Source organism: Brevibacterium yomogidense (assembly GCF_900163715.1).
Taxonomy (GTDB): Bacteria; Actinomycetota; Actinomycetes; order Actinomycetales; family Brevibacteriaceae; genus Brevibacterium; species Brevibacterium yomogidense_A.
The window spans coordinates 157,298-179,083 of record NZ_FWFF01000001.1; the positions used below are offsets into that span (position 1 = coordinate 157,298).

A 21,786-nucleotide genomic window follows, 5' to 3' on the forward strand; every position below is an offset into this window, starting at 1 on the left:
TGTTCCTCGGATCGTCGGGTGCGTACGCTCGGACGCCGACGGTCGGTCGGCGGCATCGCCCGATGCCACGGCTCGGCGGCATCGGTGGCCATACTAGGACACTTCGATGATCACACGCTCATGACGGGCTGACCGCCGACCGCAGACGCGGTCTGGGGCGCGAGACCAGTTGGAAGGCCAGGCCGAGCACCACGAGCAGGGCGCCCGACAGTGCCGGCCCCCACAGACCGGCGGCGAGGCCGACGCTGTCCAGGACTGTTCCGCTCAGTGCGGAGGCCGCGGACTGGCCGACGACCACGCCGGTGCTCATCATCGCCATGACGGTCGTGAGGCGGCCGACCGGGGACTGATCGGAGGCGATCGCGAAGAGGGTGACCAGGCTGGGCCCGATGCCCGCTCCCATGATGAGCAGCGCGATGACGAAGACGGTGAGCGTCTCCGCCTGCGTGTAGAGGAGGCAGCCCGCCAGTGACAGGGTCGAGAAGACCAGCCAGCGGGCCCGCAGCTGGAACGCCTCCGGGAGCAGGACGACCGACAGCGCACACACTGCGGAGCCGACTCCCATGACCCCGTAGAGGATTCCCGTGGCGTCGGCGTTGTCGAGCGTCTCCATGAACGCGGTGAGGCTGGTGAGGGTCGACCCGAAGAACAGGCCGATGCAGGTCATGCCGCCCACCGGCAGGAGCACCGCGGCGCGGAAGAGCATCGAGACCGGATCCGGTGTCCGGGTCGCATGGGACGAGGCAGCAGCTGTGTCTGCGGCAGCCGGGTCTACGGTCGGGTCTACGGTAGCCGGGTCTGCGGAAGTCGGGTCTGCGGAAGTCGGGTCCAAGGCAGGCGGGGCTGCGGGGGAGGCTTCCGCGGCACCTGCTGTTCCGGCGGCGCGCTTGCCGGTGCGGCCCTGCGCGTAGTCGGCGGAACGGTGGAGGGCGAAGGCGATGATCCCGACTCCTGTGAGGAGTGCCGCTCCCACCACCGGCGAGACAGTCCCCCACGCCACAGCAGAGACGCCGACGATGACGGGCCCGAAGACGAACATGAGTTCGTCGGTCATGGACTCGTACGAGAGGACCGCCGAGGTGGAGCGGCTCCGCGAGGCCGCCGGAACGTCGGAGTCGATGGCGAGCAGCCAGCGGGAGCGAACCATCGACGATGCTTGCGGAGCCGTGAGGCCGATGAGGATGCCCATGGTGAAGATGACGGAGGAGGCCGCCTCGCCGACGAGTGCCCATGCGAGACCCAGCAGTGCGGCCGCGTTGGCGACGCCGAGGACGAGCAGGATGGGGCGCTGCCCCCAGCGGTCGGCGGCGGCGCCCATGAGGGGGCCGGAAATCGCTGTGCCGAGCCCCACCAGCGCGGCTGTGATGCCCGCCTCCGCGTAGGAACCGCGCAGCGCAGACACCGCTGTCATGACAGCGACGACCGACATCGCGAACGGGAGTTTCGCGACGAGGGCGATGGGGAGGTAGCCCCATCCGAGGAGGCGGATCAGAGAAGCGAACACGACAGTCAAGGGTAGCCGTCGTGGAGCGGAAAGGCCCGACGACGTCGCTCAGATCGCGGTCGCGCACGTGATCTCGGACTCGTGCGCGTCGTCCATGAGTGAAGGCACAGTTGGAGGCCACTCTTGAGAACCACGGTTGAAGGCCACGGTTGAATGTCACGGCCGATCGTCACAGCTGCGAGCCCGCGTCATGCGCCGAGCGGCAGTTCGGGCGGAAGTCCGAGCAGCGCGACCCGGAACCGCGAGTGGAACACGGGGCGCTGGCGGGGGTCGATCGCCTGCGGCGGTCTCCACGCGGGGAATCCGCGGAGGAAGAGCGATTCCCACCCGGTCCGTTCGAACCAGCGATGGTGGAACGGGCAGACCAGGGTGAGGTTGTCGATCTCGGTCTTCCCTCCGCGCGAGTACGCGAGGATGTGGTGGGCCTCGCACCATTCGGCGGGGGCGTCGCAGTCGGGGAAGGTGCATCCCTGGTCACGGGCTGATAGCACTGCCATCTGCGTGCGGGTGGCGAAGCGACCGTGAGACCTCACCTCGAGCGACCTGCCGACTCCGTCCGTGACGTGGACGAACATCTGTGCGGCATTCGACCACGCTTCGAGTCCTCCAAGAGTGGTCGGCGCTCCGGCATGCTGGTCAGCACCCCACCTGGCCGGACGAGGTCTTCCGCTCGAGCGGTGACGACGAGGGCGTGGTCCGCACCATGGAGGACGCGTTCACGCGCAACGCTGCGCAGCAGGAACGCGAACCTGTCGTGCCGGGCAAGGCCAGGCATTCCACCTTGCGAAAGGCTGATCCGAAGCCCAGTTCGCGTGCCGTCCTCGAACACTCCGTCTGCGGTGACCGGAGTCTGCGGGGACTGCAACAGCATGTCAGTACCGGGGTCGTTCAGAGGTGATGAGCTGGAATCCGGCGGGTCAGCAGAACCCGCAGGGCCGGTGGCATCAGGTGGTCGACTGGGTTCTGGCGGCGGGCTGGGTTCAGGCGGCGGGTTCGTGGGCACTCGTCCGAGCACCTTCTCCCAGATCACGCTCGCCGCGACACCGGATTCCGACGACTTCGCCTCTGCGAGGAGCTTCTGCACCTCCGCGGAGACGCGCTCGCTCAGGTGCACCGGCCAGCCCGTCTCGTCGAGATAGAAGAGTGGTTCGTCCTCCAAGAACGTTCCGACCTTTCCACCCACGCTGATCGTCGCGTCTGCTTGGACAGTGATCCGGGTGTCTTCCCACATCACTTCAAGCGGGATCTGCGGCACTTCCTCGTCGGGATCGGTGTGCTCACCGGATTCTTCCGCACCACTACTCCTACCCTCCGGCACTGGAGGGGCCGAGTAGTCGAAGGCGTCATCGACCGCTGGGGCCGCAGAGGCGGCTGGGGTGCCGTCACCGCCAGTCGCACCTTCACCGCCAGTCGCACCTTCTCCGCCCGCCGCACCTTCTCCGCCCGCCGTTGCCTCATTGCACGCCGCATGGGGGCGGACCGCCACCGGGACGTCCGCATCCTTCATCCGGCCGTAGAGGAGCGCCTGCAGCGTCGTACCGGTAGGGCAGTCCAGCAGCCCCTTCAGTCTCCAGTCACCATTGCGCTGCTGAGACAGGTCGACGTGGTACTTCTGCGGTTCGGTCTCGAAGCGCGGCAGCTTCCCGTCCGGATCGATGTTCTGGATGATCCGCTGACTGAGCTTGGGAAAGTCCTTGAGCGACACCGTCGGGGCCAGCTCCACCAGCGTCTTCTCGACAGTGTCCGCATACTTCGCCCGGATCGTCGGCGGAAGATCGTCGACCGCGTCGCAGAGAGCCTTCGCCTCATCCGCGGAGATGCGCCCGTCCGCGAACTCCTCCGCTATAGACGGACGCACAGCTTCCTGCTGTTCGCCGACTGCAGAGATCCTGCCTGCGAGGTTGTCGCTGAGGCGGGTCCGCCGGCGCGCTTCTCCCGGCGTGATCCTGAACTCCCCCGCGAGCAGACTGGCCGTGGTCCGGTATCCATGTGCGGAGGAGTCGCCGATCCGCTGGTAGTGGGCGAGCATGTCCGTACTCATCGACTCGATGAGTCGGCGCGTCGCTTCGAGAGCGCGAATCGCAGCCAGCGCTTCCTGCGCACCCAGCGATCGGTGACCGGACGAAGCCGCGCGCACGTCCGCGGCAGTGTCGAGGAACTCGACAAGATGAGGCGCCCGGGCTTCGAGCAGCTCCCGATCCATGTCTGAGAAGGGACTGCGGAACCGCGGCTCCTCAACCCCATCGTCGCTTTCCCTGCTGGTATCCACACCCCACCCCCTTCGCTGGTGCTGCTTCTGCTGATCACGCCTCGTCGCGGTGCATCTCAAGAAGTCAGTTCTATGTAGATATAGAACAATCTATTCGATTTCACCTCTTTGTTCTAGTGCTTATTCGATTTTTCTTCCGCAGCAGCCCGGCGCCCCTCGTCCCGCCACCGCATAGGCTGGCCGCATGACCGATACGACTCCGCATGGAAGCACCCCCGGACCTCAGGACGATCCCGCGCTCCGACCATCAGCGCTCCGACCATCAGCACACCGGCCCTCAACGCACGGCCGGGCAGCGACGGGCCCTGGCCCCAGCCGCACCGGCTCGGCCGTCGACGCCGCTCTGGCTGCGGACCTCTCGTCGTTCGTCATGCGGTCTCCGTCGTCGTACCACGCGGCCTACGCGGTGCGTGAGCGCCTCGTGGACCACGGCTTCGAAGAGCTCGATGAAGGTGACCGGTGGTCCCTGGAGCCGGGCGGAAGGTACGTCGTGGTCCGCGACGGCGCAGTCATCGCCTTCGCAGTGCCCGACCCAGCCACGGCACCAGACGCGACCCCGGCCTCTTCCGAGGCCTCGGCCCCGCGCTCAGCCGCAGACCCCGCCCTCGCCTCGGTCCCGTTCCACGTCGTCGGCGCGCACACCGACTCCCCCGGCTTCAAGCTCAAGCCCCAGCCGGACTTCGTGGCGGAGGGCGCGCTCCAGGTCGGGGTGGAGATCTACGGTGGGCCGTTGCTCAACTCATGGCTCGACCGCGAGCTCTGCTTCGCTGGACGTCTGGTGCTGCGCGACGGCACGACCGTCCTCGCGCAGACGGGCCCGATCGCACGCATCCCCCAGCTCGCGATCCACCTGGACCGGAAGGCCAACGAAGGCCTCGCACTCGACCGGCAGCGGCACACCCAGCCGGTGATCGGTCTGGCCGACATGGTGGAGGCCGGGGGCCTCGGCGATCCGGACGCGGCAGGCTCGCACGTGCTGGGCCTCCTCGCGGAATCCGCCGGAGTCGACCTCGCCGACGTCGACGGATTCGATGTCCTCACCTTCCCCGTGCAGGAGCCCGCCGTGTTCGGAGCGCACAGCGAGTTCCTCGCGTCCCCGCGCCTGGACAACCTCGCGTCCGTGTGGGCGGGGACGAGCGCACTCGAGGACGTCGACCCCACACAGCTCACCGGGATCGCCGTGCTCGCAGCGTTCGATCACGAGGAGGTGGGCTCGGAGACCCGGTCCGGCGCCAGCGGTCCCTTCCTGGAGGTCGTCCTCGAACGAGTCACGACCGGCCTGGGAGGCGAGCGCGACGACCACCTGCAGGCGCTCTCCGCGTCCGTGTGCGTCTCCTCCGACGCGGGCCACGCGGTGCACCCGAACTATCCGGGCCACCACGACCCGGTCAACCGGCCGAGGCTGGGCGGAGGTCCACTGCTCAAGATCAACGCGCAGCAGCGCTATTCCACCGATGCCGTCGGCACCGCGGTGTGGGCGCGCGCGTGCCGCGACGCGGGGGTGGGGTTCCAGGAGTTCGTCTCGAACAACACGATCCCGTGCGGATCGACGATCGGCCCCCTCACCGCGACCCGCCTGGGGATGACCACGGTGGATGTGGGGCCGGCGCTGTGGTCGATGCACTCGGCGCGCGAGATGTGCGCGGTGTCCGATCTGGCGGACCTGCGGGCGGCACTGGGGGCCTACTTCGCCGGGTGATGAGGCGAGCCGATCAGGTGCGCCCGGCCAGACGAGCTAGATGGGTGACGTGAATAGACGAGACGCCTCTACCGGGTGATGCGATCACCCGGTAGAGGCGTCTGACGTCGTGGTCCTCAGAGGTCTGGGACCTCAGAAGTCCGTGGGCGAGGTCCCGGGTGCGCCAGCGGACCGGTGCTGGTCCTGTGCCTGGCTGCCGGAGTCCTGGCTGCTGGGGTCCTGGCCACCGGGTGCCTGACCCGCAGCCTCCTGCTCGGCCATCTTCGCCTTCTGCTCCTCGACCTGCTTGTGCACGTCCTCCATGTCGAGGTTCCGCACGCCGTCGATGAGCTCCTCCAGCTGCGGCGCGGCGAGTGCCCCCGCCTGGCTGAAGACGCCCACGCCCTGGCGGAACACCATGAGCGTGGGGATGGAGGTGATCCCGAACGCGCCCGCGAGCTGCTGTTCGGCTTCCGTGTCGACCTTCCCGAACACGATGTCCTCGTGCTTCGCGGAGGCCGCTTCGTACACGGGGGCGAAGTTGCGGCAGGGTCCGCACCAGTCCGCCCAGAAGTCGAGGATGACGATGTCATTGTCCCCAACGGTCGACTGCAGGTTGTCCGATGTGACCGTGGTTGTACTCATGCGCCCACGCTATCGGATGCGGCTGAACACGACGTGAGGGCGTCTCCTTCGAACACCACTGGCCCCCAGCCCCACTGACCCACCGGCCTCGCTGACCTCACTGGCCTCACTGGCCCCAACCTCACCGACCCACGAGCCTCACTGCGCCGCGTCGAGCTCCGCCTCCGCCAGCAGCCAGCCCAGCGCCCTCGTCGCCTGCTGCAGAGCCGGCAGCGTCGACGCGAGGAGTCGGCGGCGGAGGTCCGCGAGCTCGTCAGCGCTCACCTCGCGGCCGTCGGGACCTACGATCGGGGACGCCGAGTCCGCGCTGCCATCACCGACCGCCAGCCTCAGTGCCTCGATGAGGGCCGAACGACCGGAGGGCGCCGAGCTGTCCAACGGGTCCGACCCCCTCGCCGGCACGATCCCGTCGCCGTGAGCATCCAGCAGGCTGGCGCCCTCCCAGCGGCCGCCGGACCGTGCGGTGAACTGCGCTCCAGCCACCGAGTCGTCGGCTGACTCGCCACCGGCCGCGCCCGAGGTGCCCGCCGGCTTCCCTGCCCGCTCGCCGTCCCGCTGCGGGAAGACCACGAAGCGCAGTGCTTCGCTGAGCGCCGTCGCGAACGCCTCCTCGTCGCCGACCGCGTGCGCGGCGACGGCCAGCTGCGCCGCATCGGCGAGCCCCGCAGCTCCAGGGCCGCCCTCGCCCTCCGTGCTGCTGCGCAGCAGCGACCCGTGCTGATCCGCCAGCACGTCACGATTCGCCGACTCGTCACGATCCGCCGCCTCGTCACGATCCGCCGGCTCGGCACGATTCGTCGTCGCCAACGCGTCGAACGCGCGCTTCGCAGCCGCGGTCCATTCGTCGACCTCGAAGACTCGACCGGCGTCCATGAGCGCGGCGATCGCGAGGCCGTTCCACTCGGTCACGAGCTTCTCGTCGCGATTCGGCAGCGCGCGCCCGGACCTCCGCTCGGCCAGCTGTCGCCGAGCCTCGCGGGCCTCGGCCGTCGCCCACGGCGCCTCTGCACCACCCGGCACGTCCACCGGATCGGAGCCCGTGACAGCAGCACCGGTGACAGCAGAGCCAGCGTCAGCAGCGTCCTCAGCGGCGCTCTCCGCCGCAGACCGACCGCCCCCGGGCCCATCTGCGTCTTCAGCACCTTCAACACGATCGGCCGCTTCAGCACGATCGGCACCGTCTGCCTCGCCGTGCACCCATTCGGCGACCGCCGGGAGTCCGACGGCGAAGGGGCGCCCAGGAGCGGCGGCATCGACGGGGCCCAGCGCCACGAACGGCTCCGGGACCGAACTCCCCGCCTCCAGGTAGTACGCACCCTCCGTCCGTCGCCCGTCATCGTCCACCGAATCGGCGTCGAGCCCGGATGCGAAGCCCCCGCCCGGCAGCTCGAGCCGCTCCAGGAGGAAGCGGGCGGTGTCGTGGACCTCGCGCGCGGCGAGCGCGGTGTACCGGGATGAGGCACCTCGGCCCCGTTCTGTGACGTACCAGTGCGTGGCGGCCCTGAGGTGCAGCGCATTGTCGAAGAGCATCTTCTCGAAATGCGGGATGTGCCACTGTGCATCGACGCTGTAGCGCGCGATGCCGCCGTCGACCTGGTCCCGCATCCCTCCCGACGAGATCCCGGCGAACGTGCGGCGGACCGCCGCGAGCTCGGGACCCGAGGGGACCTCGGGCGTGGAGGAGCGGTCATGCCGCCGGAGCAGCTGGACGAGGCTCATCGTCGGCGGGAACTTCGGCAGTGAGCCGAAGCCGCCCCATCTCTGATCCTCCGCAGCGAGGAGGTTCTCCGCAGCCGCAGTGAGCGAGTCATCGTCGACCTCCGGGACGGGTGAGTCGGCCGGCAGCCCCATCGACAGATCCGGCAGGCGGACCAGCGACGAGGCGAGCTGGCTCGCGATCGATTCCGCACGCTCTCGCTCATCGGCCCAGGTCCGGGCGATCGTCGTGACCACCTGACTGAAGCTGGGCATCCCGCCGCTGGGCTCCGGAGGGAAGTACGTGCCGGCGAAGAACGGCCGGGCATCCGGCGTCGTGAACACGTTCAGCGGCCAGCCGCCCTGGCCCCGCATCGCGAGCAGCGCGTCCATGTAGAAGGCGTCGACCGCGGGCAGCTCCTCGCGGTCGAGCTTGATCGCCACCACCGATTCGCCGAGCAGGCGCCCGACCGCCGGATCCGAGAACGACTCCACCGCCATGACGTGGCACCAGTGGCACGTCGAGTAGCCGATGCTCACCAGCACGGGGACGTCCCTGTCCCGCGCCTCGACGAATGCGTCCCTGCCCCACGGGCGCCACTGAACGGGATTCTCCGCGTGCGCACGCAGATACGGACTGGTGGACGAGGCGAGCAGATTCGTCATATCCCCACCGTCTCATCCGCCGCCGCCCGTGCACAGGCCGCGCACGACCTTCGCACACCGCACCCAAGCGGCTCACGAGCTCTGTACCCAGGAGTCGACGTCGAACGTATGGTGGAGGGGTGACAGACAACGTCTCTCCCCCACCCGAACCGAACGAGCCGCCGCGGGAGCCGACGCCGCCACAGGCTCCGGGGCCTCAGCCGGGCCCGTACGTGTACTCCCCGCAGACGGGCGAGCAGCCACAGGTGCCGCCGCCCGGAGCCCCGCCGCAGGCCACGCCCCCGAGCTCTCCGAGCGCTCCGCCCCTCGCCCCCGCGAGCGACCCCTCGGCATACGGCTTGCCGCCGAGCGGCGCCTACCCTCCCGGCGCGTACCCTCCCGGCTCAGCCCCGCCTGGCGCCCACCACCCCGGCCCCGCTCACCCCGGTGCTGCGCATTCTCCCGCCAGCACCTACCCCGGCGCGTACGGCGCGCCCGTCGACACCCGGGACCCGCACACCCCGGCTCCGGGCCTGCCGTTCGGCTCCAGCTACCGCACTCCTCGCGCTCGGTGGTGGAAGGGCGCGATCAGCATCGTCGTCGTGATCGCAGCGATGCTGGTCTTCTCGCTGGTCCTGAGCCTGATCGCCGTCGCCGTCGACATGATTCTGGGGATGCAGGACGTCCAGGCCCTCACCGAGGGCACCATCGCGATGACCCCGGCGATCCTCGCGGCGACGAACCTCAGCCTCGTCGCCGGCGCCGGCGTGGCGATGCTCGCGCACCGCTGGATCAACGGTGTGAAGATCGGGTACTTCCACTCGGTCGCACCCGGCATGCGGTGGCGCTGGCTGCTGATCTCCTTCGCGATCGTCGCCCCGGTCTACCTGCTGTTCGCCGCCTCGAGCTTCCTCGACCCCGCCTATCAGTCGCTCACGTTCTCCGGCACCACGCTGGCGTTCCTGCTGATCATCATCCTCACGACGCCTCTGCAGGCCGCCGCCGAGGAGTACATGTTCCGCGGGGTCGTCCAGCGCTCCGTCGGCGGCTGGTTCCGCTCGAACCGCTGGGGCTTCATCGTCGGCACCGCGGTCAGCGCGACGGTCTTCTCCGCCGCCCACTTCGCCGGCGACATCTGGCTCATCGTCTACTACCTGCTGTTCGGCGTCCTCCTGTCGATCCTCACCCAGCGCACCGGCGGACTCGAATCCGCCATCGCGATCCACACGGCGAACAACCTGTTCCTGCTGATCGTCGCGTCTCTGGCGGGCCAGATGGATGCAGGGTTCGACCGATCGGCCGGCACCGGCGGCCCCGTCATGCTGGTACCGCTCGCCATCCTGGCCGTCATCGTCCTGGGGCTCTCCTGGTTCGCGAAGCGCCGGAGGCTCACGCTCGTCACGGGCGGGGACGGCACTGCTGCAGGCACCGCCGCCGAGGCTGCACCGGCGTCCGTGGACCGGCCCGGTCCCGGAGTCGGGCCGGTCCACGGTGCCGCCTTCGCCTCGGGCGCGGGCATCGCCCCAGCACAGCCCGCCACCGGGCCCATCCCGGTCACCACCGGTGACCCGAGGGCCGGTTCGGAGTCGCTCACGTCGGAGTCGCTCACGCAGGACCCGGCAGCGGCCGGCCCGGGTCACGCCGGCGCCACGACCGGACCGATCCCCACCGATATCGGACGCATCCCACCGCAGACCGGCCGCGAGCCAGGTGAGTGAGTCCATACTCACTGGTGGACGGACGACGCAGCCAGTAAACTGGAACCACTCAAGAAAGCGACACTGTCAGTGCTACTGAACGGTCGGGGCCGCCGCACGCAGCTCCACGCTCCACGGCGGCCCGCCGTGGCCACCCCTGAGGAGGGACGATCATGAACAACCTTCATCGCGAACTCGCACCGATCTCCGACGCCGCCTGGGCCGATCTGGAAGACGAGGTGAAGCAGACGTTCCGCCGCCACATCGCCGGCCGGCGCTTCGTCGAGATGCCCGAACCGCGGGGCTACGAGTTCTCGTCGCTCACGACGGGGCGCGTCTCCGAGGTCACCACGGACATCGACGGAGTCCGCGGCCGCAGCCGCGTGGCCCTGCCCGTCGTCGAACTGCGCGCGCCGTTCTCCGTCAGCCGCGACGAGATCGACGCGGTCGCACGCGGTTCGGTCGACGCCGACTGGGATCCGGCCAAGGACGCCGCGATGCGCCTGGCCAAGGCCGAGGACAACGCGGTGCTCAACGGCTCGGGCGACGGCGTCGGACTGTCCGGCATCATCTCCGCCAGCCCCCACAAGCCCATCCAGCTGCAGTCGGACATCAAGGACCTCACGTCCGCGGTGGCCGAGGCCATCACGAACCTCCGCCTCGACGGCGTGGGCGGCCCGTACAACCTGCTGCTGTCCGCAGAGCTGTACACGCAGCTCGCGGAATCCGCCGATGAGGGCAACCCGATCTCCGCGCACATCCAGCGCATCCTCAACGAGGGCCGCGTGATCTGGGCACCCGCGATCGACGGCGCGATCGTCGTCTCGCAGCGCGGCGGCGACTACGAGCTCCACCTGGGGCAGGACGTGTCGATCGGCTACGACTCGCACGACGGGGAGAAGGTCAACCTCTACCTGGAGGAGTCATTCACCTTCCGCGTGGCGAGCTCCGAGGCCGCCGTGCACCTCATGCCCTGATCTCCAGCACGATGCCCTGACCTCACGGCACCTCACGGCCTGACGTGGCTGGCTGGCGTGGCTGGCGTGGCTGGCGTTGGGCAGGAGCATCCAAGGAAAGGGGGCGGGGACGCAGCAGTGAGGCGACCCCGCCCCCTTCGGCATGCCAGGGCCTGCGTGTCTCTCCGGCGCCCCCACACGACGCCGGGGCCGAGGCCGGACCGAGTCAGTCCGTCAGCTCGCCCAGGAGGACGTGGGTGGAGTTCGGGAACGTATAGCGCCCGTCCACGGCGTACTCGTGGAAGATCCGCTCGAGGTCCGCGATGAGCGGCTCGCGGGCGGGATCGCCCTCCTTGGGCGCGTAGGACGTGGAGAGGTGGCGTTCGCGGAACGTCTCCCACCCGATCTCCTCGTCGTTGTCGAACGCGAAGCGCTGGAAGTGGGGCCCGCCGTAGAACTCCTCGAGGTCTTCGTCCGTGATCTCCTCCCCGAGCGTGAGCGCGACGAAGCCGCCCACGCGCGCACGGAACGCCTCTGCGACGGCCTGAACCGACGCCTCGCTGCGCCGTCGGAAGTTCCAGATGAGCGCGACCTGACCGCCGGGGCGCAGGATCCGCCGGCACTCGGCGCGGAACGAGGGGATGTCGAACCAGTGGAAGGCCTGGGCGACGGTCACGAGGTCGACCGCCGCATCCGCCAGAGTCGTCGCTTCAGCAGGTGCCCCCACCACGGTGAGGCGCTCGTCGTCCGCCAGGCGCGCGACGAGCGCATCGCGCATGTCGTCATTCGGCTCGACCGCGGACACGTTCCAGCCGCGGGACAGGAGCTCCGCTGTGAGCTTCCCCGTCCCCGCCCCGATGTCGGCCACGACGGGCGCACCGGCACGGCCGGCCTCGGGCACCTCGGCGGCGGTCGTGTCTGCCGCAGTCGAGTCAGCGCCAGTCGAGTCAGCGCTGGCTGGAGCAGCCTCGATCCGTTCTGCCGCAGCGGCCTCGACGCCGCCCATCCGCGCGGCCAGGAGGTCGAGCAGCTCTGTCGGGTACCCCGGTCGGCTGCGGGCGTAGACCTCACCCAGTCCGGTGAACTTGCCGGTGTTGTCCGTGGTCATGCTTCCCTTCCGTCGTGCCGGGGCCTCACTGCGCCGGCGTGGAGGCGGCGCCCGAGTGAGCGCGCCGCAGGGTGCTCAGACCCCTACGCCGCCCACGAACAGCCGGGTGGTGAGGGGGAAGCGCACCATGTCATCCTCGCGGTACTCGTCGAACAGTGCACGAAGGTCCGCGACGAGGGGCTCGTACGCCGGATCGTCCTCGCGGGGCGCGTAGGTGGCCGACAGATTGCGGCCCAGGAACTCGTCAATCGTGAGCATCTGGTCGTGGGGGAACTCGCGGTACTCGTACCCGTCGGGCTCGAAGAACGCGTCGAAGTCCGCGGCGCTCACGCGGTGGTCGCCGCTGAAACCGGGGAAGTCCCCGATGTGCCGGCGGAAGACGTCTGCCGTCGCGTGGGTGAACGCGCTGTCGCGGCGGCGGGAGTTCCACACGAGTGCGACCCTGCCCCCGGGGGACAGGATGCGGCGGCACTCCGCGCGGAACGCGGCCTGGTCGAACCAGTGGAAGGACTGCCCGGCCGTCACGAGGGAGATGGAGGCGTCCGGCAGCTGCGTGTCCTCTGCGGTGGCGTGCACGGCGGTGAGGAGGCTGGTCGTCGCGGCCTTCGCCTCGAGGATGCCCAGCATGTCCCGGTTGGGCTCGACCGCGACGGTGCGGATGCCCTGGTAGACCAGCTCCTCGGACATCTTCCCGGTGCCGGCGCCGATGTCCGCGACCTGGTTGGAGGTCCCCAGCCGGAATGTGTCGGCCAGCCATCCCAGGCACTCTGCAGGGTAGCCCGGCCGGAACCTGTCATAGATCCTGGCCAGGCCGGTGAAGCGAGTCGTCGCGTCACGGGGCGCGGTGCTCACGTTCATGATCGGTCCTCCCTGGCGAGCCGGCACGCGGATGTCGTCGGCGGGAGCCGGCGTCGAGCGCGACGGACATGATCGGTCAGCGTCTCTGCCGATACGATTGCTTCATTCGAGAGTACCCAGGGAAACCCCTCCGTGAAGCCTGAACGCATGAGGGTTCGATCACACTGGAAAGGCCTCTGGACACCGCTTGTATCCTGGTGGGCATGAGACATACGGGCATCGCACACGTGAGGATCCGCAGCCGCCGCTGACGGCGGACGCGGACTCGACTCACCCCTTTCCTCCTCCGCCGTCGGACGCGCAATGTTCCGACCGGCGCCTTTCGCGCGCCCGTTCCCCGGAGGACCCCGTGCCCCGCACACCTTTCCCATCTGTTCATTCGACCCCTGCTTCTGCCACGGAGGGGACTGTCCCCGAGAGGACTGTCCCGGAGGGCGCTGCGACAGCCGCGGCTCCCACCACCGGCGCCCCTCTCACCGAAGCCCCTCTCACCGGCGCTCCCGCGGGCGACCGCGCCCACATCCGCGCCCGTGGCATCACCCACTCCCCCGGCGGGCAGCCCCTGCTCACCGGCGTGGACGTCACCGTGTCCGCGTCGACGAAGCTCGCCGTCGTCGGCGAGAACGGCAGCGGCAAGACCACGCTGCTGCGCATCCTCACGGACCGGCTCACCCCCGACGGCGGCTCCATCGACCGTGCGGGCACGCTCGCGGTCGCGGACCAGGAGCTGCCCGCGTACCCGGACGTCACCGTGGGCGACCTCGCCGATGAGGCGATCACACCGGCCCGGGCGGCGCTCGCCGCCCTCGACGACGCGGCCGCCGCGATGGCATCCGATGCCGACGGCTCCGGGTCGGACGGCTCTGGCGGCTCCGGCGACGACTACTCCCGCGCGCTGGAGCTCTGCATCCTTCTCGACGCATGGGATGCTGAGCGGCACGTCGACATCGCTCTCGAGGCACTGGGGGCGGTCACGGACCGGACGCGGCAGCTCGCGCACCTGTCCGTCGGGCAGCGCTATCGCGTGCGCCTGGCCTGCGTGCTGGGCGCCCAGCCGGACCTGCTCGTGCTCGACGAGCCGACCAACCACCTCGACGCCGCCGGGCTGGACTTCCTCACCGCCACCCTGCGGTCGCGCACCGGCGGACTCCTCGTCGTGTCGCACGACGCGGCCCTGCTCGCCGACGTCGCCGATGAGTTCCTCGACCTCGACCCATCCGCGGACGGCGGCCCGCGCCTCTACGGCGGCGGCTGGGACGGCTGGCGCACCGGCCGTGCGCGGGACCGCGAGGCCTGGCAGGCCGCCTATGACGCGCAGCAGGCCGAGCACCGGCGCCTGCGGGAGTCCGTCGACCAGGCTCGTTCGCGACTGTCGACCGGCTGGCGGCCGGACAAGGGCGTGGACAAGCACGCCCGGCAGTCGCGGGCACCGGGCATCGTGCAGTCTCTCCACCGTCGCGAGGACGAGCTGCGTCGCCATGCGCTGACGGTGCCGCCGCCTCCACCGCGGCTGGCTGTGCCGACGGGGCGCACCCAGAAGGGCGCTCCCTTGCTGACCGCCGCCGAGGTTGCCGTCGCCGACCGCTCTTCCCATCCCGTCTCCGTCGGGCTGGCCGGCGGAGACCGCCTGCTGGTCGTGGGGCCGAACGGGGCCGGGAAGTCGACGCTGCTCGCGATGCTCTCCGGGGCACTCGAACCCGACCAGGGCTGGGTGCGCCGGCACGGCACTGTCACTGTGAGCCGCCTCGGTCAGGAGGACGAGATCGACGACGGGCATCGCTCCCCCGGTCAGCTGCGCAGACGGCGCCTCACCCAGGTGCTCGCGCAGGGGCCGGACGTGGTGCTGCTCGACGAGCCGACCAACCACCTGTCGATGTCGTTGGTCGACGACCTGCTTGAGGGACTCGAGGGAGCGAGCGCCGCAGTCGTCGTGGCGACGCACGATCGGCAGGTGCTGCGGCGGCTCGCGCACTGGCCGCGGGTGGAGCTGGGTGACGCGTCAGCCTGACCATGCCTCCCACAGGGCGGCGTAGCGGCCGCCCGCGGCGACGAGCTGGGCGTGCGGGCCCTCCTCGACGACCTGTCCGTGCTCCATCACGAGGACCCGGTCCGCCGCCTCCGCCTGGCTGAGCCGGTGCGCGATGACGAGCGCGCCCCGGCCCTCCAGCGCGGCCGCGGCGGCGGTCTCGAGGAGGTGTGCGCCCGTCGACCCCGCCTCGGCGGTCGCCTCGTCGAGGATCGCGATGTCCGGGTCCGCGAGCACCAGCCGGGCGAGCGCGATCGTCTGCTCCTGCAGCGGGGAGAGCCGCGCACCCCCGTCGCCCACCACGGTGTCGAGGCCGTGGGGCAGGGCGAACGCCCAGTCCGCGCCCACGCGGCGCAGTGCGTGCTCGATCGCCGCCGGGGGCGCATCGGGGACCGGCATCGCCACGTTGTCGCGGATCGTGCCGACGAAGGTGTGGACCTCCTGCGCGATCATCGCGACGTGTGCTCGGAGTCGGTGCTCGGGCAGGGTCGTGATCTCGTGTCCCGTGCGCGCAGCCGGCCCGTTCACGATCGCCGGCCGGTCCTCGATCACTGACCCGCTTTCGTTCACCGGCCCGTCTTCGCTCACTGACGAGTCCTCAATCACCGGCCAGTCCTCGATCAGCTGCGCGGAGCCGCTTGACGGCGCGGCGAGCCCCGCCGCGATCTTCGCGAGCGTCGACTTCCCGGCACCGGTCGTGCCGACCACGGCCACCACTTCCCCCGGTGCGACCGTGAGATCGACTCCGCGCAGGACGTGGTTCTGCTCGCCGGGCAGGGCCACCTGGTCGTCGTAGGAGTACCAGAGGTCCCGCAGGACCAGGCCCGCGGACCGAGCTCCGCCGTCTGCGGCGGCGACGGGACCGTCTGACCCGGGCACGGCCTCGGCGGCGGTGTCTGTCGCATCTGTCGCGGTGTCTGTTGCGGCCGCCTCGCGGTCTCGCGAACCAGCCGCGTCGATGACGCCGACCATCCGGGTGAGGGAGGCGCCCGCCGACTGGATCTGGTCGAAGAGCCCCACCAGCGCGCCGATCGGGTTGAAGAGCCGGTGGAAGACCAGCGCCGCGGTCGTGACTGCGCCCGGAGTCGTCTCGTCGAACCACACCAGCGCGAAGCCGGTGAGGAGGAGCAGGGAGAGGACGACGGCCTCGGCGCGGTTGTTGCGGCTGAAGGCGCGGGTGAGGAAGCGGAAGACTCCGATGGAGAGGTCGCGGGCCTCCACGGAGGCGGAATCGATGCGGGCGAGCTCGATGTGCTCGGCGCGGTGGGCCCGCAGCGTCCGGGCTCCGGTGAGGCCGCCCAGCAGCCGGCCCGACCTGCGACCGATCGCTGCGCGCTCCTGCTGATAGAGCGGGGCCGAGCGCGGCAGGTACCACCGCAGCGTCAGCCAGTACATCGGCAGGGCGACCAGGCCCACGAGGCCCAGCCGCCAGTCCACCGCCGCCAGCCCGATGGCGGACACGACGACCACGAGGACGGACTCGACGACGAGCGGCAGGATCTGCGTCGACGTCTCGCTGACCCTGCGCGAATCGTCTGCGACGCGGGAGACCAGGTCGCCGGTGCCCGTGCGCTCCACGGTCTGCGCGTCGAGCGCCAGCGCGGCGCCCACGACGTCCGTGCGGAGTCCCGCCACGGCCGGCATCGCGACCCGCGCCAGCGCCCACGCCCCGATCCATGTGCCCACCGCCATGACGAGGCCCGCGACGGCGACGGCGATCGCGCTCGTCCAGACGACCTCGGGGCCGGCTCCTGCCGGAAGCGCGTCGACCAGTCGACCGATCGCCCACGGCCCCACGAGCCCGGCTGCCGCATTGGCGGTGCCGGCGACGAGGAGGACGACCAGCCAGCCGGCCCGTCCTCGCAAGTGGGGCAGTAAGCGGGCGAAAGCGCGGCGCCTGGTCGCGATGGGCAGGGTGGGGGTGTCCGGCCGGGTGGAGGAGTCCGGCGGGCTGGTGGCGTCCGGCACCGTGGAATCCGTACTCATCGGGCCACCGCCTCCCGGTAGGAATCACCGATGGTGCCGGCGGCGCCGAGCAGTCCGCTGTGCGTGCCAGTGACAGCCGGGGCGTCGGCAGGCACGTAGACGACGGCGTCCGCGGCGGCGAGGAACGCAGGCGAACCTGTCACGACGAGGGTCACGGCGTCGCACCGGAGGGTGGCGATGCCGGCGGCGATCCGCGCCTCTGTCACGGCGTCGACCGCCGTGGTGGATTCGTGCAGGACCAGGATCCGCGACTGCGCGTGGAGCGACCGGGCCAGCGCGATCCGCTGCCGCTGTCCTCCCGACAGGTTGCCGCCCAGCTCCTGGATCCTGTGGTCAAGGCCGTCGGCGACCAGCCCCAGCAGTTCGTCCGCGCCCGAGGCCGCGAGCACATCCGCCGCCACGTCGCCGGAGGCTGGTGGGGCCGCCGGGGCAGTGCCGGGTGACGCAGTCATGTCCGTGCCGGATGACATCGTGATGTTCGACCGGATGGTTCCCTCGAACAGGTCGACGGCGTGGGGTGTCACGAGGAGGTGATCGGGCCCCAGCACGCGGCTCTGCGACGTGAGGGCTGTCAGGACGTCGTGGGCGAGCGCGTCCTCGTCGACTAGCACACAGAGGAGCGTCCCCGCGGGGACGTCGACGGCGGGGAGGGAGTCGCCGCTGACCGTCAGCCCCGATGCGTGAGCGGTCACGGCCAGGCGAGGTGCGCCGTGTGGGGGTGCTGCGTGCCCGGGCTCCGCCTGCGGGTGTGCAGCACGTGACGGTCCAGAGTGTGAGGGTCCATCGTGCGACGGTGCGGCGTGCGCGGGCTCGGTCGGGGCCTCGGCCGCGGAGTGGGTCTTCGGGTGGGTCTCTGCCAGATCCGTCAGCAGCGCCGCGATGCGCGACGCCGCGCCGTGGGACCGGGCGGTGAGCCCGACGATGTCGGCGAGCGCACGCATGGGCTCGGTGAGGAACGCAGTCATGCCGAGGATCGCGATGAGTGCCCCCGCACTCATCTGCCCGTCGAGCAGACGGAGGCCGGCGACGACGAGGACCACGGCGAGCACCGCGGACATCACGAGCGCGCCGACGCCGCTGAGCCGTCCGGAGCGCTCCCCCGTCGCGACACCGGCGACGGCTGCGTCATCGGACGTCGTGCGGAAGCGGCGCAGCGCCCACTCTGCACCGCCGAGCGCCTTGAGGACCCGGAGTCCACGCATGAGGTCTGCGGCGGAGTTCGCGGCGCGCGCCGTCGCCGCGAGCTGTGCACCGGCCTTCACGGACACGGCCCTGCCGGGCAGCGCCACGAGGACCAAGCCGACGGGCACGGCGATGAGCACCAGCAGCCCCGTGACGGCATCCGATAGGACGAGGAGGACGGCGGCGACGATCATGCCCAGCAGCGCGGCGACGCCGCGGCCCAGGTGGGCGAAGACCTCGGCAGCGAGATCGGCATCCGCAGAGGCGATCGACAGGACCTCACCGGACGCGCGGTCCGGCGGCAGATCCGGTGAGGTGAGCGCAGCGTGCGAGACCTCCACGCGCAGCGCGTGCGCTTCATGCTCCCGGGCCGCATTGCACAGGCGGGCACCGAACCGGTAGCCGTAGCTCAGGACGGTGAAGAGCAGCGCGATGCCCGCGATGGACACGGCGAGCATCGGCAGGGAACGGGGGATGATCGCGATGTCGACGACGGCCCCGATCACCACCGGGACGAGCGCTTCGCACACCTGCCACACCGACAGTGAGGCGACGCCCGGGAGCAGCAATCGGAGCCTGCGGACGAGCGCGCGCGACAGCAGTGTCCTGCCGGACGAGGGTGGGGCGGGCATCCGACCATCCTAGGCTCAACCGATCCGCGCCGTCACAGGGCAGACAGCGCCCGTGCGAGTCCGCCGAAACCGGCTGGCGCGCCCCCTTGCGGAGCCCTGATCCCGCAGTCACCATGTGACTATGGTCACGCGCGCTCAACACAACCCGATGCCTCCGCTCAATGCGTACGTGTCCTCACTGGGCGGTTCCCCGATCCGCAGCCTGCTGTCGCTGGCTCAGGACCCGGACATCATCAGCTTCGGCGGCGGTGCACCGGCCAGTGAGAGCTTCGACGTCGAGGGGATCGGGAAGTCCTATCAACGGGTGCTCGAGGAGCACGGCCCGCGCGCACTGCAGTACTCGTCGACGGAGGGCGAACCGGAGCTGCGCCGGGCCGTTGCCGAACGCATGACGTACAACGGCCTGTACACGGAGGCGGACGATGTCCTCATCACCTCGGGCTCCCAGCAGGGGCTGGGTCTGATCGGTCAGGTGGTGCTGGATCCGGACTCCATCGTCCTGACGGAGAACCCGACGTTCGTGTCCGCACTGCAGGCGTTCGCGCTGTCGCGCGCGCAGTTCCGCCCCGTCGACACGGACTCCGGCGGACTCGTGCCGGAAGCGCTTGAGGCCGCGATCCTCCAGTACGCGCCCCGCGCGGTGTACCTCATCCCCACGTTCCAGAACCCCACGGGCGTGACGATGCCGGAGTCCCGCCGTCGCGAGGTCGCCGACGTCCTCGCCCGGTACAACGTGTGGCTCATCGAGGACGACCCGTACTCGGAGCTGCGCTACGACGAGTGGACGATGACGCCCATCAGCGCGGACCCCCGCCTCACCCACAAGTCCCTCTACCTGGGGACGCTGTCGAAGGTGATGGCGCCCGGGCTGCGGATCGGCTGGGTGCGCGGACCTCAGGAGGCACTCGACACACTCGCCACGACGAAGCAGGGCACATCCCTCCAGACGTCGACCATCGACCAGCTCGCCGCCGTCGACTGGCTCGAGCACAACGACCTCGACGCGAAGCTCGTGCCCATCCGCGCCGAATACCGCAGGCGCCGCGACGCGATGGTCGAGGGCCTCGACGCGGTCCTGCCGGAGGGGTACACGCTCAACACGCCGATGGGCGGGATGTTCCTGTGGGCGACGCTGCCGGAGCCGTTCGACGCGAGCGAATCCGTCATGGACGCCGTGCGCGCGGGGGTGGTCTACATCCCCGGCATGCAGTTCTACGTGGCGGATCCGAAACCGTCGACGCTGCGGCTGAGCTTCGTGTCGAACCCCGTCGACGTCATCGCGCAGGGGTTGGAACGGCTGCGCACGGTCTTCCAATGAGGCGAGAACCCCGAGGCGGCGGGGACTCGGGGTGGCACACTGGCCTGTGAGGCCCGACGACATCCGCGGCTCTCACCCACACCCACCTCCGAAGGGATCCCGCAGTGGATGCGTTCCTCGACTTCATCACCAGCGTCGACGGCTTCCTGGGCTACGTGCTCGTCGCCGTCCTCATCCCAGTGGGTCTCTACCTGACGATCCGCACCGGAGTCGTCCAGCTGCGGCTCCTGCCGGAGATGTTCCGACTGATCCGCGAACCCGCGGGTCATGACGCGGACGGCAACAAGCAGATCTCGCCGTTCCGGGCGTTCTGCATCTCCGCCGCCTCCCGCGTCGGCACCGCGAACATCACGGGCGTCGCCCTCGCCATCAGCATCGGCGGGCCCGGTGCGATCTTCTGGATGTGGGTGACCGCGATCGTGGGCGGCGCGACCGCGTTCGCGGAGTCCGCACTGGGCCAGCTCTACAAGGTGAAGGACGGCGCCTCGTTCCGCGGCGGACCTGCCTACTACATCACGCACGGACTGAAGGCGCCCGTCGTCGGCGCGCTCTTCGCCGTGATCGTGGCGGTCGTCTACGGAATCGTCTTCAACACGGTGCAGTCGAACTCCATCACGGACGCCCTCGCCGCGAGCTTCGACGCCGAGGCATCGGGCAGCGGCTTCGCGATCATCGTGGGTCTCATCATCGCCGTCGCCGCCGGCATCGTCTTCGTGGGCGGCGTCCACCGCATCTCCGCGATCGCCTCGGTCATCGTGCCGGTCATGGCGGTCCTCTACCTGATCCTCGGGATCATCGTCGTCATCCTGAACATGGACGCGGTCCCCGGGATGATCACCACGATCTTCGCGGAGGCCGTGGGCCTCCAGTCGATCGGCGGCGCCGCGCTGGGCACCATCATGATGGAGGGCATCCGCCGCGGGCTCTTCTCCAACGAGGCCGGCATCGGCTCCGTCCCCAACGCCGCCGCCACGGCGTCCGCATCCCACCCCGCGAAGCAGGGACTCGTCCAGTCGCTGGGCGTCTACTTCGACACCCTGCTCGTCTGCTCGATCACCGGGTTCATCGTCCTCCTGTCCAACCCCGAGTACGGGACTCCGCAGGGGTCGCAGCTCACCCAGACGGCGCTCGCCAGTCAGGTCGGACAGTGGGGCGTCCACTTCCTCACCATCGCGATCTTCTTCTTCGCCTTCAGCTCGATCCTGGGCAACTACTACTACGGGCAGACGAACATCGAGTACCTCACGAACTCGAAGGCCGCGCTCAACGGGTACCGGCTCGTGGTCGTCGTGGCTGTGTTCCTCGGATCCGTCGTCGCACTCGATGCCGTGTGGACCGCGGCGAACATCGCGATGGCGATCATGGCCTTCATCAACCTCATCGCGGTCCTGCTGCTCAGCAGAACGGTCCTGCGGATCCTGCGCGACTACCAGAAGCAGCGGAAGGAAGGCGTCGAGCCCATCTTCCACAAGGACCGGATGAGCGACCTCGACGGCCTGGACGCATGGGACGGCACGGACGAGGTGACGCAGACGGAGTTCTGGGAGCAGCGCAGCCAGCGCTGAGATGCGCAGCGGCTGGAGCACC

The 21,786-nt window shown here is 70.1% G+C and carries 15 protein-coding genes; 6 read left to right on the plus strand and 9 right to left on the minus strand.

What is annotated here, in order from left to right; genetic code table 11:
* Positions 1-118: 118 nt before the first annotated feature.
* The 3 genes from FM105_RS14430 to FM105_RS00640 form a co-directional block, all read right to left on the minus strand.
* Entirely contained in the window at positions 119-1,504 is a 1,386-nt protein-coding gene (locus FM105_RS14430) for an MFS transporter (RefSeq protein ID WP_143275772.1), read from the minus strand.
* Positions 1,505-1,692: 188 nt separating this feature from the next.
* Positions 1,693-2,079, minus strand: coding sequence for an HNH endonuclease signature motif containing protein (locus FM105_RS14825; RefSeq protein WP_256970121.1), 387 nt, complete (start codon positions 2,077-2,079; stop codon positions 1,693-1,695).
* On the minus strand, positions 2,034-3,707 hold the full coding sequence (locus tag FM105_RS00640) for a 13E12 repeat family protein (protein WP_256970122.1): 1,674 nt from the start codon (positions 3,705-3,707) through the stop codon (positions 2,034-2,036). The genes FM105_RS14825 and FM105_RS00640 overlap by 46 nt, the downstream gene beginning before the upstream one ends.
* A gap of 250 nt (positions 3,708-3,957) precedes the next feature.
* On the opposite strand from FM105_RS00640, the gene FM105_RS00645 reads away from it, so the two are divergent.
* Positions 3,958-5,472 (plus strand): M18 family aminopeptidase, encoded by a 1,515-nt coding sequence (locus FM105_RS00645; protein WP_087003158.1) that lies wholly within the window; start codon positions 3,958-3,960, stop codon positions 5,470-5,472.
* Between the two features lie 132 nt (positions 5,473-5,604).
* Here the strand turns inward: FM105_RS00645 and trxA are convergent, their stop codons facing one another.
* Positions 5,605-6,096, minus strand: a complete 492-nt coding sequence (trxA, locus tag FM105_RS00650) for a thioredoxin (RefSeq protein ID WP_087003161.1) — start codon at positions 6,094-6,096, stop codon at positions 5,605-5,607.
* Between the two features lie 138 nt (positions 6,097-6,234).
* Positions 6,235-8,457 (minus strand): thioredoxin domain-containing protein, encoded by a 2,223-nt coding sequence (locus tag FM105_RS00655; RefSeq protein ID WP_087003164.1) that lies wholly within the window; start codon positions 8,455-8,457, stop codon positions 6,235-6,237.
* A 119-nt stretch (positions 8,458-8,576) separates the two neighbouring features.
* On the opposite strand from FM105_RS00655, the gene FM105_RS00660 reads away from it, so the two are divergent.
* Together FM105_RS00660 and FM105_RS00665 are read left to right on the plus strand one after the other, a co-directional pair.
* On the plus strand, positions 8,577-10,154 hold the full coding sequence (locus tag FM105_RS00660; protein ID WP_256970123.1) for a CPBP family intramembrane glutamic endopeptidase: 1,578 nt from the start codon (positions 8,577-8,579) through the stop codon (positions 10,152-10,154).
* Between the two features lie 152 nt (positions 10,155-10,306).
* The gene (locus FM105_RS00665) at positions 10,307-11,110 is read left to right on the plus strand and encodes a family 1 encapsulin nanocompartment shell protein (RefSeq protein ID WP_087003167.1); all 804 of its coding nucleotides are present in this window, start codon (positions 10,307-10,309) and stop codon (positions 11,108-11,110) included.
* Between the two features lie 205 nt (positions 11,111-11,315).
* On the opposite strand, the gene FM105_RS00670 is transcribed toward FM105_RS00665, so the two are convergent.
* Together FM105_RS00670 and FM105_RS00675 are read right to left on the minus strand one after the other, a co-directional pair.
* On the minus strand, positions 11,316-12,197 hold the full coding sequence (locus FM105_RS00670) for a class I SAM-dependent methyltransferase (protein ID WP_218777881.1): 882 nt from the start codon (positions 12,195-12,197) through the stop codon (positions 11,316-11,318).
* Between the two features lie 75 nt (positions 12,198-12,272).
* Entirely contained in the window at positions 12,273-13,055 is a 783-nt protein-coding gene (locus FM105_RS00675) for a class I SAM-dependent methyltransferase (RefSeq protein WP_087003170.1), read from the minus strand.
* Positions 13,056-13,575: 520 nt separating this feature from the next.
* Here FM105_RS00675 and FM105_RS00680 point away from each other — a divergent pair.
* Positions 13,576-15,063 carry an ATP-binding cassette domain-containing protein gene (locus FM105_RS00680; protein WP_218777890.1) on the plus strand — a complete coding sequence of 496 codons (1,488 nt, stop codon included), beginning with the start codon at positions 13,576-13,578 and terminating at the stop codon, positions 15,061-15,063.
* Here the strand turns inward: FM105_RS00680 and FM105_RS00685 are convergent.
* Complete coding sequence (locus FM105_RS00685) at positions 15,055-17,067, minus strand: ABC transporter ATP-binding protein (RefSeq protein ID WP_087003176.1); 2,013 nt, start codon at positions 17,065-17,067, stop codon at positions 15,055-15,057. The genes FM105_RS00680 and FM105_RS00685 overlap by 9 nt on opposite strands.
* Positions 17,064-18,881 (minus strand): ABC transporter transmembrane domain-containing protein, encoded by a 1,818-nt coding sequence (locus FM105_RS00690; protein ID WP_087003178.1) that lies wholly within the window; start codon positions 18,879-18,881, stop codon positions 17,064-17,066. The genes FM105_RS00685 and FM105_RS00690 overlap by 4 nt, the downstream gene beginning before the upstream one ends.
* Positions 18,882-19,002: 121 nt before the next feature.
* Between FM105_RS00690 and FM105_RS00695 the strand changes: the two genes are divergently transcribed.
* Both FM105_RS00695 and FM105_RS00700 read left to right on the plus strand, forming a co-directional pair.
* Positions 19,003-20,199, plus strand: coding sequence for an aminotransferase-like domain-containing protein (locus FM105_RS00695; protein ID WP_256970124.1), 1,197 nt, complete (start codon positions 19,003-19,005; stop codon positions 20,197-20,199).
* 104 nt (positions 20,200-20,303) lie between these two features.
* Positions 20,304-21,764 carry an alanine/glycine:cation symporter family protein gene (locus FM105_RS00700; RefSeq protein WP_087003185.1) on the plus strand — a complete coding sequence of 487 codons (1,461 nt, stop codon included), beginning with the start codon at positions 20,304-20,306 and terminating at the stop codon, positions 21,762-21,764.
* Positions 21,765-21,786: the final 22 nt, after the last annotated feature.